Below are 14728 nucleotides of genomic sequence, written 5' to 3'. Positions count from 1 at the left end.
TTTTCATGGATCGACTTGAACGCATACGGGTTTTCCAAATGGTTTCGGATTTAAACAGCTTTGCCGAAGCCGCACGGCAACTCCGCATCACGCCCGTGGCAGCCTCGCGTGCTGTATCCGCTTTGGAGCAAGAGATCGGTGTGACGTTGCTCAGGCGAACGACGCGCTCGGTACGGCTGACCGACCAGGGAAGCGACTACCTGGAGCGCACACGTCATGCTCTATCCGAGCTGGACGATGCTGCGGAGGCTGTTCGAGGAGGAAATGCTGGGCCTCGTGGCTTGCTGGTGATAACTGCGCCCGTTCTTTTCGGCCGAATGCATGTCATGCCGATCGTCGCAAACCTTCTTCGTGAATATCCGGATCTTTCGGTACGACTGATTCTCGTTGATCGGGTTGTCCGTTTGGCAGAGGAAGGCATTGACATCGGGGTACGTATCGGGCAGTTGCCAGATAGCTCGCTTCGAGCTGTGCCCCTTGCGAGCGTCCAGCGTGTTCTCGTGGCCAGCCCGGACTATCTTGCTCGACGTGGAACGCCAGCTTGCGAAGCCGATTTATCCACGCACCACCTGATTGCGTTTGAAACGGCCAGCTTGAACGAGGAGTGGAGGCGCGCGGGCAGTCGGAGTCAGATTGAACCGCGATTTCTGACTAATAGCGTCGATGCGACAGTTGAAGCCGCGGTGGGTGGCCTCGGTATCGCGCGCCTCTTTTCCTATCACGTCGCGCGTGAACTGGCCGATGGGCGGCTAGTCAGGGTCCTGGCGAACGCTGAGGAAAAGGTGCTTCCGGTAAGCTTGGTATATCAAGGCGGTCGGCAGCAATCTCAAAGCGTTAGGGCCTTCATCTCTGCCGCTCAGGCTGCGCTACCCGATCGGCCAGCGCTGTAGGCAGCCACTCCAGTAAGGCCGTGGCGCCCTACAGCCTGCTGCGAAGCTGATCGAGGTCGCGCTTCAACCGCAGAAGCACCTGGTTGCTTTGACCGGTCGCTTCGGTGATTGCAGCAGGTATCAGAGCCGCCTGCCTTCTGAGCAAGTCTCCCTTCGTTGTCAAGCTGACAAATACCAGGCGCTCGTCAGTGACACCACGGGTCCTGCTGACCAGTCCCTGCGATTCGAGCCGCTTAAGGAGAGGCGTTATCGTCGCTGGGTCCAGCGACAGCCGTGTCGACAAGGCTTTGACGGTGACCTCATCGCTCTCCCAAAGCGACAACATTGCAATGTATTGTGGGTAGGTCAAACCAAGCGGCTGAAGCAGCGGCTTGTACGCTTTCGTCATCGCGAGCGATGTGGCATAGAGCGAAAACCCGACCTCGTCTCCCAACTGCACTTCGGCGGCATCCGGCGAGTTATTGGAAGATGCTTTCATGAAATTTCCAGGCGCCGCCCGAAGGCGGGGTAACGGGTATGAACGAGTGGGGACGGCTTTGCCATGGATGATTAGTTATGCTACCTACCAAAGCAACCACCGCGCAGAGTGCCGCGGCTCGACGGACGCAGTGCTTGAGTTCGAGCGGGTAAATTGTCCTGCAACGCAATCCAACATATGCGCGCTACCGTGGAGCATCGGGTAGCACGGCGTTCTCAAGGTTTGAGTGCATCTGCGACCGCAAGGGTGTCAATATATTGACGAAAGCGCGTGATCCTACCGTTTTCTACGGACCAAACGTGAGCGTATCCGGCTTCCGCACGCTTGCGAGTGCCACCGTGTTCCCCGCGGAATCGACCCAAAGAAATGACGGTATTTCCGTCGCGGAAAAATTCAGTTGGTTCGAGTGAAAAGCTCGACCACTCCGCCACGAGCGGCCTGAAGAGTCCCTCAGCCACTCGCTCGGGCCCCCTTCCGTCCACCTTGTAATGCCACATCGTATTCCATTCGATATCCGCCGACATCAGGCACAGCGCACTGGGCGCATCACCATCGGCAAGCTTTGCGTAGAAGCTACGGATTGTTTCAACGGGATCATTCATGTAGGGACCCTCAGGGTGGGAGCAGTGGTGCATTTTCGACAGTTCATTCGGCCTCGGAGAGGGTTCGATGAAAGGCGGTCATATGAAATATGCGGATGCAAACGAGGTGTCCGCATCTTCGACATTTCCTGCAACGGCATCACAAGTTGGTGCGTGGGCCGGTCCGGATCTGAAGCAAGAAGCGGCACCCGATGTCGGCTCACGTGGCTACCCCGAACAGTAGGTAGCCATCAAGTTCACGCCAAGACTCAGGCAGTCGGCTTGCTTTTTGTGTGAATGACGGGGAACACAGAGTCGATATCGGTCTTGAACGTATTGTTGAAGAGGTTGGTCACGAAGCTGAACGCGAGTTCGGCCACGATGTCGATGATTTCCGCATCGGAGAAGCCTGCGGCTCGAACGGCTTCGAAGTCGGCGGCGTCGATGTGGCCGCGCGTCTTCGCCACACGGTGAGCGAACTGGACCGCGGCGTCAGCCTTCGGGTCCGTCGAATGGCCATCGCGATTGAGTGCCATGTCCTCCTGCGTCAGACCGCTCAGCTTGCCGCCCAGGTAGGTGTGAGCGGATACACAGTAGTCGCAGCCATTCGCTTCCGCGATGGCAATATGAATGCGTTCGCGCGTTCCGTGGCCCAAGCTCTTGCCAAGCGTACCGTGCATGTCAGCGATTGCCTTCAGGGCGTCTGGTGACTGGGAAATCAAAGCGAAGAAGTTCGGGATCGTACCGAGGACTTTCTCGTAGTTCGCAAGGATCGGTTGCGCCTTGGCGGGTGCCTGTTCTTTCGTGGGGATAGCGACGCGTGCCATTTGAAACTCCATCAAGTTGATTTGGGAGTAGTCAATGTACAAGTTGCCTCTGCCCTTGTTAATTGCGTGAAAATGAAGGTCTCTGTTTCGGCCAGTGAAATAGAAGATCGCGCTCCGAGGCTCGTGATCCGGCCCGATGTTTACGAGAACCTCGGACGCGATGTGAGGCTAACGTACCAGTCGGCAGACCACGCGCGCGACGCCTTCAGTTTCCGCAACGTCAGATAGGGGGCACATGCTCGCAAAGACGGGGCCGAGCGGGGCGTTGAAAGGGCGTCGATCCGCTTCCCTACGATGCGCTCATCGGACGATGCAACAAGCTGCTGTGGCTTTAATACAGCGGTGGACGACTCTCGGAGAGGACTGAGGCCTCTCCGAGGGAACCGCGGTTTCGCCGATCTAAGGCGTTTGACACCCATCCAAACGCAAGCAGCACTTCTTCACTTTTAGTGGACTATTGTTGACGATTTTGACCGCATCGCCGAGTGATCGAAAGTGGCCGATCACCGACAGTCTGCCCCGCGTTCCCCGGAAATCCAAGACGAACTTCTTTTTTGCAGTGCGGGCGAGTGCACTCCCGCCTCGGCCAATCGAACGGCCGTTTTGCCGTGATTGACATATCATCGCGATTTGGCCGCGTCTGCGCTGTCCAGCCGACCGTCTCCACGCCGGGGACCGATATCGCGTCGCGATGGGCAAGTCGTTGCGCAAGCACGCACATGTGCAGGCAGCCGCTCGTGGAGCGGTTGCGTCACGCACCGCCGATCGCCGAGACCCCGATGACCGCCCACTCACCCGAACCCGCGCCTCCATCCCCGTTACCCGCCAACCTGTTCCGTCACGCACCGTTCCGGCGCTTCTGGGGCACACGCGTGATGTCGTCCCTGGCCTTCCAGATCCTGTCGGTCGCGATCGGCTGGTACGTGTATGCGCTCACGCACAGCGCGTTCGCGCTCGGACTCGTCGGCCTCGCGCAGTTCGTGCCGATGTTCGCGCTGACGCTCGTCGTCGGGCAGGTGGCCGACCGCTACGACCGGCGGCGCATCGCGACGATTTGCCAGGGCGTCGAGGCGCTGGCCGCCGGCGTGTTCCTGCTCGGCGCCGCACAAGGGTGGCTGACCGCGCCGGCCGTGTATGCGCTCGCGGCGATCGTCGGCACGGCCCGCGCGTTCGAGTCGCCGTCGGTGTCTTCGCTGCTGCCGGCCGTCGTGCCGCGCACCGACTTGCCGCGCGCGACTGCGCTGTCGACGTCCGCGAACCAGGCCGCGCAGATCCTCGGTCCCGCGTTCGGCGGGCTGCTCTACGGTGTCGGTGCGCCCGTCGCATTCGGCACGAGCGTCGTGGCATTCGCGATCGCGGCGGTGCTGAGCGGCACGATCCCGCTGCGCAGCGCGCCGCCTGCACGCGAGCCGGTCACGCTGCGCTCGGTGTTTTCGGGGATCGCGTTCATCCGGCGCGAACCGGCGATCCTCGGCGCGCTGTCGCTCGACCTGTTCGCGGTGCTGTTCGGCGGCGCGACCGCGCTGCTGCCGATCTATGCGCGCGACATTCTGCAGGTCGGGCCGTGGGGGCTCGGCGCATTGCGCGCGGCGCCCGCGGTCGGCGCGCTCGCGGGCACGCTGTGGCTCACGCGCTTTCCGCTGAAAGGGCGACCGGGCCGCGCGATGTTCGGCGGCGTGATCGCGTTCGGCATCGCGACGATCGTGTTCGGGCTGTCGCGGCACTTCGCGCTGTCGCTCGTTGCGCTGGCCGCGCTCGGCGCATCGGACGTGGTCAGCGTCGTCGTGCGCCTGTCGCTCGTGCAGCTTCGTACACCTGACGACATGCTCGGGCGCGTGAGCGCGGTCAATTCGCTGTTCATCGGCACGTCGAACCAGCTTGGCGAATTCGAGTCGGGTGTGACGGCCGCATGGTGGGGCGCGCCGACGGCGATCGTCGTCGGCGGTGCCGCGACGATTGCCGTCGCGCTCGTTTGGATGCGGTTGTTTCCTCAGCTCACGAACATGAAGTCGCTCGAGCGCGACGTGTGATGGGCGTCACGCGTCCTGCGTCACGCGCACGGCCGTGCCGTAGCAGATGACTTCCGTGACGCCCGACCCGATCTCGGTCGAGTCGTAGCGCATCGCGACGACTGCGTTCGCGCCGAGCTTGCGTGCATCGGCGAGCATCTTGTCGAATGCCTGCTGGCGCGCTTTCTCGCACAGCGACGTGTAGAGCGTGATGTTGCCGCCGAAGATTGTCTGCAGCGAAGCGCCGAACGAGCCGACGATCGAGCGCGAACGCACGATGATGCCCTGTGCGACGCCGAGCGAGCGGACGGTCGTGTGGCCGGGCAGGTCGAATGCGGTCGTGACGCGAGCGGGCGACAGATCGTCGATGGAGCGGGTGGTGTCGGTCATGGCTGGAAGCGTGTAGCGGAGTGGCAGAGTGACGATTCTATCCGGATGAGCGCGCGTTCCAGGTTCGATCGAGTCAATCGCGCGGCACGTGTCGCGTCATGAAGCCTCCGTGGGGGGGGCGCTGGCTTCGGGCGTGCGTCTCTACGGGACGCTGGGCGAGGTGGTCCGATCAAGGTTGTCCGGGAGGAAGCGCGTGCGAACCGCGAGCACACGCTTCCTTCGTGTCCGGATAGACGAACGACGCGGCCGCTCGCCGTCAGGGCTTCGCGACTACGGAGCCATCCCCGCCAAGATCAACCGCATAAGCCAGCGCCAGCTTGCCGAACTTCAGCGCATGATTCGCCTGGCGGTCCGAGTTCTCCAGCGTGTCGTTCACGGTATGGATATACGGACTGTCGTTCTGGTCGGCCTCGAACGGGAACGACGCCGGATAGCCCTGCGCATTCCACGACGCATGATCCGAGCACGCATACCCGCACTGCGACGTGCCGATCGCGAGTTCCGGCAGGTAGGTCTTCGCCAGATTCGTCAGGTAGGTGTTCTGCGACGCGTTCGTGTAGTCGGTGATCAGATAGATATCCTTCGGATCGCCCTTGTAGTTCGTCATGTCGAGCTGCAAAACGCCGACCACGTTCGCACTCTGCGTGCGGAACTGCTTCGCGATCGCCTTCGAGCCGAGCAGGCCGGCTTCTTCTGCCGCGTACCCGACGAACTTGATCGTCCGCTTCGGCCGGTAGTTGTTCGCGAGCAGCACGCGCAGCGCTTCGGTGAGGCTCGCGATGCCTGATGCGTCGTCGTCCGCGCCGGGCGAGCGCGTGTTCTCCGTCGTGCGGCCGACGGTCGAATCGAGGTGGCCGCCCAGCACGACGGTGCCCGCGGCCGGATCGCTGCCGCGGATCGTCAGGATCACGGATTTCTGCGGAAAGCCCGTGTGCGCGAACTGCTCGACGGTGATATCGGCGCGCGCGCCCGCCAGTTGCTTCCACTGCAGCGCGAGCCAGTCCGACGCGGCAACGCCGTGCGACGTCGTGTAGTAGCGGTTCGTGAAGCCCGACAGCGACGTGATCGTGCCGACGATGTTGCTGGCCTGCAGTTGCTGGATCCAGGTGCCGATCTGCGGCGCGTTCGACACCTTGTACGCGGGTGCCGCGGCCTGCTTCGCGAGCGCCGGCGGCAACGGCTGCAGCGCCTGGCGCGCTTCGTCGAACGAGTCGTGCACGACATAACCGGGCCCGTGGCCGCGCGTGTGGTGGACGGCATGGGCCAGTTCGCCGAGCCGTGAATCGTCGATCTCGACGACGTGAATGGTTTCGCGGCGCGCGGCGCCGTCGGCCGTCTTGCCGGCATCGACCGTCGTGCTGTATTGCGCGGTCGCGCTTGCGTCGATGCGTTGAAGCTGGCGGAACGCCGCATCGCCGAGCGTGATCCACACGGGGGCCGCATGCGCGGCGACGGTCAACAGCATGCCGCCCAGCGCGGCGCTCAGATGAGTCAGTTTCAGAGTAGGCATGTTCGATCTCGCGAGGGTAACGATGTCGAGGATGAGGGCGCGTCGCAGGTCGTGCGATGCGCCACCGCCTGCTGCGGAATTACGATTTCTGCGGCACGGTCACGCCGTACGTGCAGCTCTTGTTGTACGCATTGCCGATCGCCGTGAGTTGCGCGCTGCTGTAGCCGAGCGCGGACGCGGCCGTCAGCACGGCCTGCGCGGCGGCCTTCTGGTTGGTTGAGCCGTTGGTCATCGACAGCCCTTTCAGGAATGCCTTGTCCATCGCCTGCGCGCCGATCGCGTCGCGCGCGACGAGGTTGCACGATGCCCAGTACTGGCCGGCCGTATGGATCTCGGCACCGCGCGCTTGCGCATAGGTGCGCCCGACGTTCCAGTTGGTCACGCGGCCGCCCCAGTATTCGTTGTGGCCGTCCCAGTTGTAGACCCAGTGATACTGCACATCCGACGGGCTCCACTGGTTGAAGTCGCGGCTGTACGCGGCGGCGAGATAGTCGCCGGTGCCTTCCGAAAGACCTTCCTGTTGCGACAGGCCGCCGTTGGTCACCCAGTCGTGGATGCCGTGGCCGAGTTCGTGGATCACGACGTCCGCATCTTCCGCATCGTCGACGCCGCCTTGCCCGAAGGTCAGCCGGCCGCTGCTCGACGAGTACGACGAGTTGTCGTCGCCCGATTCGCCGTGCGGGTCGTACTGCACGCCGCCCGTGTACTGGTACGGCAATGCCTTGATCCCGAGCGTCTGGTTCACGTAGCGCAGGAACGTATCGATGTGGTAGTACACGTTCACAGCCTCGAAATACAGGTTGCCGCGCGTGAACTCGAACGCGGGCGTCGACTGCAGCGGGCACGCGTTGTCGCGCGGCGCATCGAAATCGACGCACGCCGCATACGGGCCTGACAGCGCGTAGCGCGCGCCCGACTGCCCGAGATCCTTCAGCGTCACGCGCACGCGCGCGGCCGTGAGCTGGGTCGAATCGGCGTCGCTGCTGTCCTTGTAGCCGGTGCTGCCGTAGCTGCTTTTCGTTGGCGACAGCGGATCCGGGCGGAACACGAAGCCCGTGCCGTCGGTGGCATAGAACGCCTTGTCCTCGGCGCGCAGCACTTCGCCGCTGCCCGAGTCGATCAGCAGTTCCCAGTCGCCCTTCGGGCCGTCCTGCGGGCGGCCGCGCACCTTCCATGCGGTGTGCGTGCCGGCCTTGTCGACGAACGCGACGAGCTGCGCGTCGAGATTCGTGAAGCCGCTCACGCCGAGATACGCGCGCGCACGGTCGAGCGCCTGCTGCTGGTCGACGGCCTGCGACTTGCGCGACGTCGCGACCACGCCGTTGATCGTGTTGCTCGCGACGTACAGGATGCGGCCGTCCTTCGCGACCGTCACCGCGATGTCGCTGCCGTACACGGGCAGCCCGGCGGCCTGCTGCTGCAGGCGCACGACGGTGAAGTCGGCATCGTTGCGCTCCGACGTGACGACGAGGCTCGCGAGCGCGGCCGCGTCGAGCCCGAGCTGCGTCGCCTGCGTTGCGACGAAGTCGCGCGCGGTTGCAGCGGGCGTGGCGGCGACCTTCTTCACGCGATACGCGGGGTTGTACAGCGTGACGGCGACGCCGTCCGCGCGGAACTGCCCGGCGGCCGTATCGGCTTTCGCGGCGGGCGGCGCGACGCCGCGCGTCAGGCTTTCGCGCAGGCTCGCGGCCTGCGGATTCGAGACCTTCGTATCGGCTGCTGTGCCGCCGACGATGCCGAAACCGAGCGCAAGGCCCAGGGCGAGCGGCAATGCTTTGCGTGATGTCTGCATACGTGATCCTCATCTCAACGGTTGGACACGCCCGCGCACTCGTGGCGCGCAGGCACGACACGGCCCGCGCGCCGGCTCGATGGAACCGGTGCGGCGAAGCGGTGTTGGGAGCGTCGACTGACTAAGGAAACCTAAATGTCAGGTCGAGAAGAAACAAGCGGGAGCGGGGGCGAGGAAGCGAACGGCAGGCAGGTGCGGCGACGGCGAAGCGAGCATCGTCATGTCAGACCCCTCGGATCGATACTGATATCGGTTGGATATCGGCCGGCAGCCTTGCGCGGATCGACATGCGTCGAATCCAGTCTCTCGTCTCGTTAGGCTGCCTATCTAATTGCGAGGTATGTTACAGAATATTTTCGGCGACATTGCAAATTATTTTCGACGATCGCTTCGGTCCGTCGATCGATCGCCGGCATTGTTCAGCGAGCGGCGGGAAACGCCGCCGGAACGCGCAATTCCGCGCGGGATTGTGATTAAAACCCGCGACGATCAGCGCGTCGCGCGCCGGTCGCTGCGTGGGCTCAAGCCGAACCGCGCGCGATAAGTGCGCGAGAAATGCGACGGCGATTCGAACCCGCACGCGACGCACACCGACGTGATGCTCATGTCGGTCTGCTGCAGCAGTTCGCGAGCACGATCGAGGCGCAGGTTCAGGTAGAAATGCGTCGGCGTGTCGTTCAGCGTCGCGCTGAACAGCCGTTCGAGCTGGCGTCGCGTGATCGATACGTCCTGCGCGAGCGCGTCGGAGCCGAGCGGATTTTCCATGTGCTGCTGCATCGTGCCGATCACCTGGATCAGCTTGCGGTTATGTACGCCGTAGCGCGCGGCGATCTCGAGCCGCTGGCTGTCCGAGCGCTGCCGGATGCGGCTGACGACGAACTGCTCGGAGATCGCGGCCGCGAGATCGGCGCCGTGCCGGCGCCCGATCAGGTCGAGCATCATGTCGATCGACGCGGTGCCGCCGGCGCACGTGATGCGCCGGTCGTCGATCTCGAACAGCTCCTGCGTCGCGTTCAGGCCCGGATAGCGTTCGCGGAACGCGGCCAGCGCTTCCCAGTGCAGCGTCAGCGGCTGCGACGCGTCGAACAGCCCGGCTTCCGCGAGCACGAAGCTGCCCGTGTCGATGCCGCCGAGCGTCGCGCCGTGCCGGTGCTGGCGGCGCAGCCAGTCGCCGATTGCGCGCGTGTAGCACACGAGCGGATCGAAGCCCGCGACGACGAACACCGTATCGACCTGCGCGACGTCCGCGCACGCGGCTTCGGCGGCGACGGGGATGCCGTTGCTCGCGGCGACCGGCGCACCGTCGGCGCTGATCACATGCCAGCGGTAGAGCTCGGTGCGGAAGCGGTTCGCGACGCGCAGCGGCTCGACCGCGGACATGAAGCCGAGCGCGGAGAAGCCGGGCAGCAACAGGAAGTGGAAATCCTCGGGCATCGGGGCAGGGGATGGAATCCGGTGGTCGTCGCACATCGCACGGGATTGCGAACGGACGGGCACATGCCGCGGCCGGCTCGCAGGCGCCGAACGGTCAGCGGAAGATTATCGCGGGTTTTGCTCGTCTTCAGCGCGTTTTTGCAGCGCGCACCGACCGGCGCGCGGTGGTCGAAGGCAGTTCGCCGAATTGCGCCTTATACGCGTTCGCGAAATGGCCGAGATGGATGAAGCCCCAGCGCGCGGCCACGTCGCTGATCGGCAGGTCGGCCTGACGTGTGTCGAGCAGCATCCGCCGCACCTGCGACAGGCGCAGCGAGCGTACATAGTGCAGCGGGCTGGTCTGTACGACCGACTGAAAGCTGTTCTGCATCGTGCGCCGGCTCACGCGCAACTGCGCGCACAGGCTCAGCACGTCGACGGGCGCTTCCGGGTGGTCGATCACGTAGTCGTGCACGCGGCGCACGATGTCGGCGCGGCACGCGTGCGTGAGCCGGTTCGACGGCTCGGGCATCCGGTACGTGAGGAGATCGACGAGCATGTTGCCGATCTCGCCGCGCAATTCGCGTTGCGCGCGCACGTCGCCGAACGTGTCGGGCGACGACAGCACGCGTTCGAGTTGCGTCGCGATCTGCACGCTTGCGCGCATCAGCACGGCCGTCGGCAAGTCGACGACGCCGCGCCGCAGCGTCGCTGCGTCGAGCCGGACATCGGCCGCATCTTCGACCTGTTGCAGCAGCTCGGCGTCGACGACGACACCGATCAGCGACATGTCGTCCGGCGAATGCAGTTCGAACGGCGCACCGCCGCGCGCCATCACCATCGTGCCGCGTTCGATGCGCGCGCCGCCGAACGCGAATGCGCCCGAGCCGGTGAGCGGCATGCCGAACACCGTGTGACCGGGCGGCAACTGTCCACGCTGGATGATGCGCACGTTCGCGGCTTCCTGGAACAACTCGATGCCGTCGAGCACGGCGTGCTTGACCACGCTGCGATACGCGCCCGAACCGATCTGGTCGTAGCGCTGGTTCCAGCCGCGCAGCGCGTCGGCATGCCGGTCCGCGTCGTCGAACATCTCGTGAAACACGAACACAGCGCCTCCAGGGGTGTCGATCAGGACCGCGGAAGATTAAACCGACCGAGCGGTCGGCGCAATAAGGTCGAGCGCTATTCCGCGCGTATTCGTCAGAGGGTCGGAAGCCGCGTGCGCGCGCGGCTTTCAGGCGCATTTCCAATATCCCGAATCGGCACGCACGCGTTGCCGGTCCTGGTGCTGACCGGATTTTTTGTCGAACTACAGTCGCCCCACATCAAGTGAATCCCCAACTGGAGGCGACATGAGGACAACGCGACGAACCGCGGCGCTCGCGGTGACGCTGGCGTTCGCGGCGGCATGGGGCGGCAGCACATGCGCGACGGAAAAACCCGAGGAGCTGGTCGTGCAGAAGATGCCGCCGTGGCATCCGCACGAGGTCTATATCGTCGACATCTCGATGCCGTCGATGACCGACGGGCGCATCTACGTGTACGACGCCGACGCGAAGAAGCTGCTCGGCCAGATCGACGGCGGCTTCGGCCCCGGCTTCGCGATTTCGCCTGACCACAAGACGAGCTTCGTCGCGACGACCTACTTCTCGCGCGGCTCGCACGGCACGCGTACCGACGTCGTCGAGATGACCGACAACACGACACTCGATCACGCGGGCGAGATCGTGATTCCGCCGAAACACGGGCAGCATGTGCCGTCGCCGTACAACACTGCGTTCAGCACCGACGGCAAGCGGCTGTATGTCGCGAACATCACGCCGGCCGCGTCGGTGACGGTGATCGACGCCGTATCGAAGAAGGTGCTGTCGGAGATCGACACGGCCGCGTGCGTGCTCGCTTATCCGTCGGGGAACGACCGCTTCACCGCGCTGTGCGAAAGCGGCAAGGCGCTGACCGTCACGCTCGATGCGAGCGGCAAGGAAACGAAGCGCACGATGTCCGATGCGTTCATCGATGTCGACAAGGATCCGGCGTTCGTGAACGCGTCGCCGTACAACGGTACCTATCTGTTCACGACGTACGGCGGCAACGTGCGCAGCGCCGATTTCAGCGGCGACAAGCCGGCGTTCGGCAAGTCGTGGCCGCTGTTGACGGATGCCGAGCGAGCCGAAGGCTGGCGCCCGGGCGGCATGCAGCAGACGGCCGTGCAGGCGAAGCAGAACCGCTACTACGTGCTGATGCACAAGGGCGGCGACGGCTCGCACAAGGATCCCGGCACGCAGGTGTGGGTATTCGACCTGAAGTCGAAGCAGCGCGTCGCGCGCTGGGATCTCGCGCAGCAGAAGATCGATCCGCTCGTGTCGATCCAGGTCAGCGAGGACGACAAGCCGCTGTTCTACGGGCTGACCGCGACGTCCGACCTCGTCGTGATGGACGCGCATACCGGCAAGCTGCGCAACGTAGAGAAGCAGATCGGCAATACGTCGACGCTGCTCGTCAACCCGTGAGGCCGCGATGACCCTCGATCCCGTACTCGCCACCAGCGCGCAGGCCGGCGCGGCCGTCGTCGTGCTGCTCGGCGCTTTCGCGAAGATGCGCCGGTCCGCCGCGTTCCGCCACGCGCTTGCCGGCTACCGGCTCCTACCCGATGCGCTGACTGCGCCTGTCGCGTTCGCGATTCCGCTTGCGGAAGCCGTCTGCACCGCGGCACTGCTGTTTCCCGATACGCGCGTGGCCGGCGCGATCGGCCTGATCGTGTTGCTCGTGGTTTTCGCCGCCGGGCTTGCGATCAACCTGCTGCGCGGCCACACCGACATCGACTGCGGCTGTTCCGGCTTCACCGCTGCGCGCGCGGATGCGCCGCGCGGCATCGGCTGGCTGCATGTCGGCCGAGTGCTGCTGCTCGCCGCGCTGGCCGCAACCGCGTTCGTCGAGCCGGGTGCGCGCGCGGTCGTGTGGTTCGACTACCTGACGCTGTTCTTCTCCGTGCTGCTGATCGTCTGCGCGCTGCTCACCGTTGACGTGCTGCTCGCCAACGTACCGCGCCTTTCCCACCTGAGGAATTCATGATGCAAACCGCTCTCACCGTTTCCACCGCACTGCTGTGGGTTGCTGTTCTCGCGCTCGGCGCGATCTGCCTCGCGCTGGTGCGCCAGATCGGCATCCTGTACGAACGCATCATGCCGGCCGGTGCGCTGATGATCGACAAGGGGCCGGCGGTCGGCGCGATCGCGCCGACGTTCGAGCTGACCGACATTCGCGGCTCGCAGGTGAAGGTCGGCGGCATCGATGCATCGGGCAAGGCGACGCTGCTGTTCTTCCTGTCGCCGACGTGCCCGGTCTGCAAGAAGCTGCTGCCGCTGCTGCCGTCGCTGCAGGCGAGCGAATCGACGCCGGTGAACATCGTGCTCGCGAGCGACGGCGATGTCGACGAGCACGCGCGCTTCGCGCAGAAGCACGACCTCGGGCGCTTCCCGTACGTGCTGTCGCAGGAGCTCGGCCTCGCGTACCAGATCGGCAAGCTGCCGTATGCGGTGCTGCTCGACGAAACCGGCACGGTGCGCGCGAAGGGGCTCGTCAACACGCGCGAGCATCTCGAGAGCCTGTTCGAGGCGAAGGAGCGCGGCGTCGCGTCGCTGCAGCAGTTCGTGCATGGCGATCACAGCCACGACGCCCACGCGCAGCACGCATGACCGGCCGAACCTCTTTCAACGTCATTGGAGAACAACGACATGGGCCTGTTTGATTCATGGTTCGAGCGATCGGCGCGCGGCGTCGCGCAGCACAGTTCGCGGCGCAGCGCGATGGCGAAGCTCGGCAAGGTGCTGGTGGGATCGGCGATGCTGCCGCTGCTGCCCGTCGATCGCACCGCGTACGCGGCCGATGCGGCGTCGGGCGCATCCGCTGCGTCCGGTGGCGCGGCCGCCTCGGGGGCCAGCGACGACCCGATTAGCTGCGACTACTGGAAGTATTGCGCGATCGACGGCTGGCTTTGCAGCTGCTGCGGCGGCACGTCGAGCAGTTGCCCGCCGGGCACGACGCCTTCGCCGATCACGTGGATTGGCACTTGCCGCAACCCGCACGACGGTTCGGACTACATCGTGTCGTACAACGACTGCTGCGGCAAGACGTCGTGCGGCAAGTGCTTCTGCAATCGCAACGAACGCGAGAAGCCGCTGTACAAGCTGTCGTTGAACAACGACATCAACTGGTGCATGGCGAACGGTAATTCGAATTACCACTGTTCGGTTTCGGTTCTGCTCGGAGCGGCAAAGCAATGAAAGTGAGGCACGCTGGAAAAATCGTCGTCGCGTGCGTGGCGACCATTGCGGCAATCGCGTTGCCGGGCATCGCCGGCGCGCAGCAGGCCGTGCATTACCCGGCCGGCAAGAGCCTGTTCGACGCGCAGTGCGCGGTGTGCCACCAAGCGGGCGGCAAGGGGCAGGACGGCCTCGCGCCGCCGCTGACCGAGTATCCGGGCAAGTACGCGGCGGCCGAAGCCGGGCGTGCGCAACTGGTCGCGACGTTGCTGCACGGAATGTTCGGCGAGATCAAGGTGCACGACAAGAGCTACAACTTCAAGATGCCGTCGTTTGCGAGCGCGAGCGACGACGATATCGCGCACGTGCTCAACTACGTCGTGTTCGACCTCGATGCACGGCAAGGCAACGCGAATCCGTTCACGGCGGCCGAGATCCGTGCGGCGCGTGCGAAGGAGATGGACGGCACGGCCGTTCATGCGCAACGCGCCGTGGTGGTCAAGGGGCTGGGCCTGTGAACGTCGCCTGGGCATCGCGCGTTGGCGAGCCGATGCAGCACGCACGGCGCACGTC

The 14728-nt window shown here is 64.6% G+C and carries 15 protein-coding genes; 7 read left to right on the top strand and 8 right to left on the bottom strand.

The genetic code is table 11. The annotated features are described in order from the left end of the window. Positions 1–5 precede the first annotated feature (5 nt). The gene (locus MRS60_RS23645) at positions 6–890 is read left to right on the top strand and encodes a LysR family transcriptional regulator (RefSeq protein WP_243566817.1); all 885 of its coding nucleotides are present in this window, start codon (positions 6–8) and stop codon (positions 888–890) included. A gap of 28 nt (positions 891–918) precedes the next feature. Here MRS60_RS23645 and MRS60_RS23640 read toward each other — a convergent pair whose 3' ends face one another. The 3 genes from MRS60_RS23640 to MRS60_RS23630 all read right to left on the bottom strand — a co-directional run bounded on the left by MRS60_RS23640 (position 919) and on the right by MRS60_RS23630 (position 2776). Beyond that, positions 919–1368 (bottom strand): MarR family winged helix-turn-helix transcriptional regulator, encoded by a 450-nt coding sequence (locus MRS60_RS23640; protein ID WP_243566816.1) that lies wholly within the window; start codon positions 1366–1368, stop codon positions 919–921. A gap of 215 nt (positions 1369–1583) precedes the next feature. Further along, on the bottom strand, positions 1584–1970 hold the full coding sequence (locus MRS60_RS23635) for a nuclear transport factor 2 family protein (RefSeq protein ID WP_243566815.1): 387 nt from the start codon (positions 1968–1970) through the stop codon (positions 1584–1586). Between the two features lie 248 nt (positions 1971–2218). Next, entirely contained in the window at positions 2219–2776 is a 558-nt protein-coding gene (locus MRS60_RS23630) for a carboxymuconolactone decarboxylase family protein (RefSeq protein ID WP_243566814.1), read from the bottom strand. 779 nt (positions 2777–3555) lie between these two features. On the opposite strand from MRS60_RS23630, the gene MRS60_RS23625 reads away from it, so the two are divergent. Further along, complete coding sequence (locus MRS60_RS23625) at positions 3556–4806, top strand: MFS transporter (protein WP_243566813.1); 1251 nt, start codon at positions 3556–3558, stop codon at positions 4804–4806. A gap of 6 nt (positions 4807–4812) precedes the next feature. Here MRS60_RS23625 and MRS60_RS23620 read toward each other — a convergent pair whose 3' ends face one another. The 5 genes from MRS60_RS23620 to MRS60_RS23600 all read right to left on the bottom strand — a co-directional run bounded on the left by MRS60_RS23620 (position 4813) and on the right by MRS60_RS23600 (position 10983). Then, entirely contained in the window at positions 4813–5175 is a 363-nt protein-coding gene (locus MRS60_RS23620; RefSeq protein ID WP_175747131.1) for a YbjQ family protein, read from the bottom strand. Positions 5176–5431: 256 nt separating this feature from the next. Then, the gene (locus tag MRS60_RS23615; protein WP_243566812.1) at positions 5432–6685 is read right to left on the bottom strand and encodes a M20/M25/M40 family metallo-hydrolase; all 1254 of its coding nucleotides are present in this window, start codon (positions 6683–6685) and stop codon (positions 5432–5434) included. Positions 6686–6764: 79 nt separating this feature from the next. Next, positions 6765–8477, bottom strand: coding sequence for a M36 family metallopeptidase (locus MRS60_RS23610; RefSeq protein ID WP_243566811.1), 1713 nt, complete (start codon positions 8475–8477; stop codon positions 6765–6767). A gap of 489 nt (positions 8478–8966) precedes the next feature. Beyond that, entirely contained in the window at positions 8967–9911 is a 945-nt protein-coding gene (locus tag MRS60_RS23605) for a GlxA family transcriptional regulator (RefSeq protein ID WP_034180728.1), read from the bottom strand. 127 nt (positions 9912–10038) lie between these two features. Beyond that, the gene (locus tag MRS60_RS23600; RefSeq protein ID WP_432207247.1) at positions 10039–10983 is read right to left on the bottom strand and encodes a helix-turn-helix domain-containing protein; all 945 of its coding nucleotides are present in this window, start codon (positions 10981–10983) and stop codon (positions 10039–10041) included. A gap of 262 nt (positions 10984–11245) precedes the next feature. Here MRS60_RS23600 and MRS60_RS23595 point away from each other — a divergent pair, with 262 nt between their 5' ends. The 5 genes from MRS60_RS23595 to MRS60_RS23575 are packed head-to-tail and all read left to right on the top strand — an operon-like array spanning position 11246 to position 14673. After that, positions 11246–12403, top strand: coding sequence for an amine dehydrogenase large subunit (locus MRS60_RS23595; protein ID WP_243566810.1), 1158 nt, complete (start codon positions 11246–11248; stop codon positions 12401–12403). 7 nt (positions 12404–12410) lie between these two features. Continuing rightward, entirely contained in the window at positions 12411–12965 is a 555-nt protein-coding gene (locus MRS60_RS23590) for a MauE/DoxX family redox-associated membrane protein (RefSeq protein WP_243566809.1), read from the top strand. Next, positions 12962–13588 (top strand): methylamine dehydrogenase accessory protein MauD, encoded by a 627-nt coding sequence (gene mauD / locus MRS60_RS23585; protein ID WP_105391686.1) that lies wholly within the window; start codon positions 12962–12964, stop codon positions 13586–13588. Before MRS60_RS23590 ends, mauD begins: the two co-directional genes overlap by 4 nt. 39 nt (positions 13589–13627) lie before the next feature. After that, the gene (locus tag MRS60_RS23580) at positions 13628–14176 is read left to right on the top strand and encodes a methylamine dehydrogenase light chain (RefSeq protein ID WP_243566808.1); all 549 of its coding nucleotides are present in this window, start codon (positions 13628–13630) and stop codon (positions 14174–14176) included. After that, positions 14173–14673 carry a c-type cytochrome gene (locus tag MRS60_RS23575; RefSeq protein WP_243566807.1) on the top strand — a complete coding sequence of 167 codons (501 nt, stop codon included), beginning with the start codon at positions 14173–14175 and terminating at the stop codon, positions 14671–14673. Before MRS60_RS23580 ends, MRS60_RS23575 begins: the two co-directional genes overlap by 4 nt. Positions 14674–14728 lie beyond the last annotated feature (55 nt).

Source organism: Burkholderia pyrrocinia, from assembly GCF_022809715.1.
GTDB lineage: Bacteria > Pseudomonadota > Gammaproteobacteria > Burkholderiales > Burkholderiaceae > Burkholderia > Burkholderia pyrrocinia_C.
This window is presented reverse-complemented; position numbering and strand designations above follow the sequence as displayed.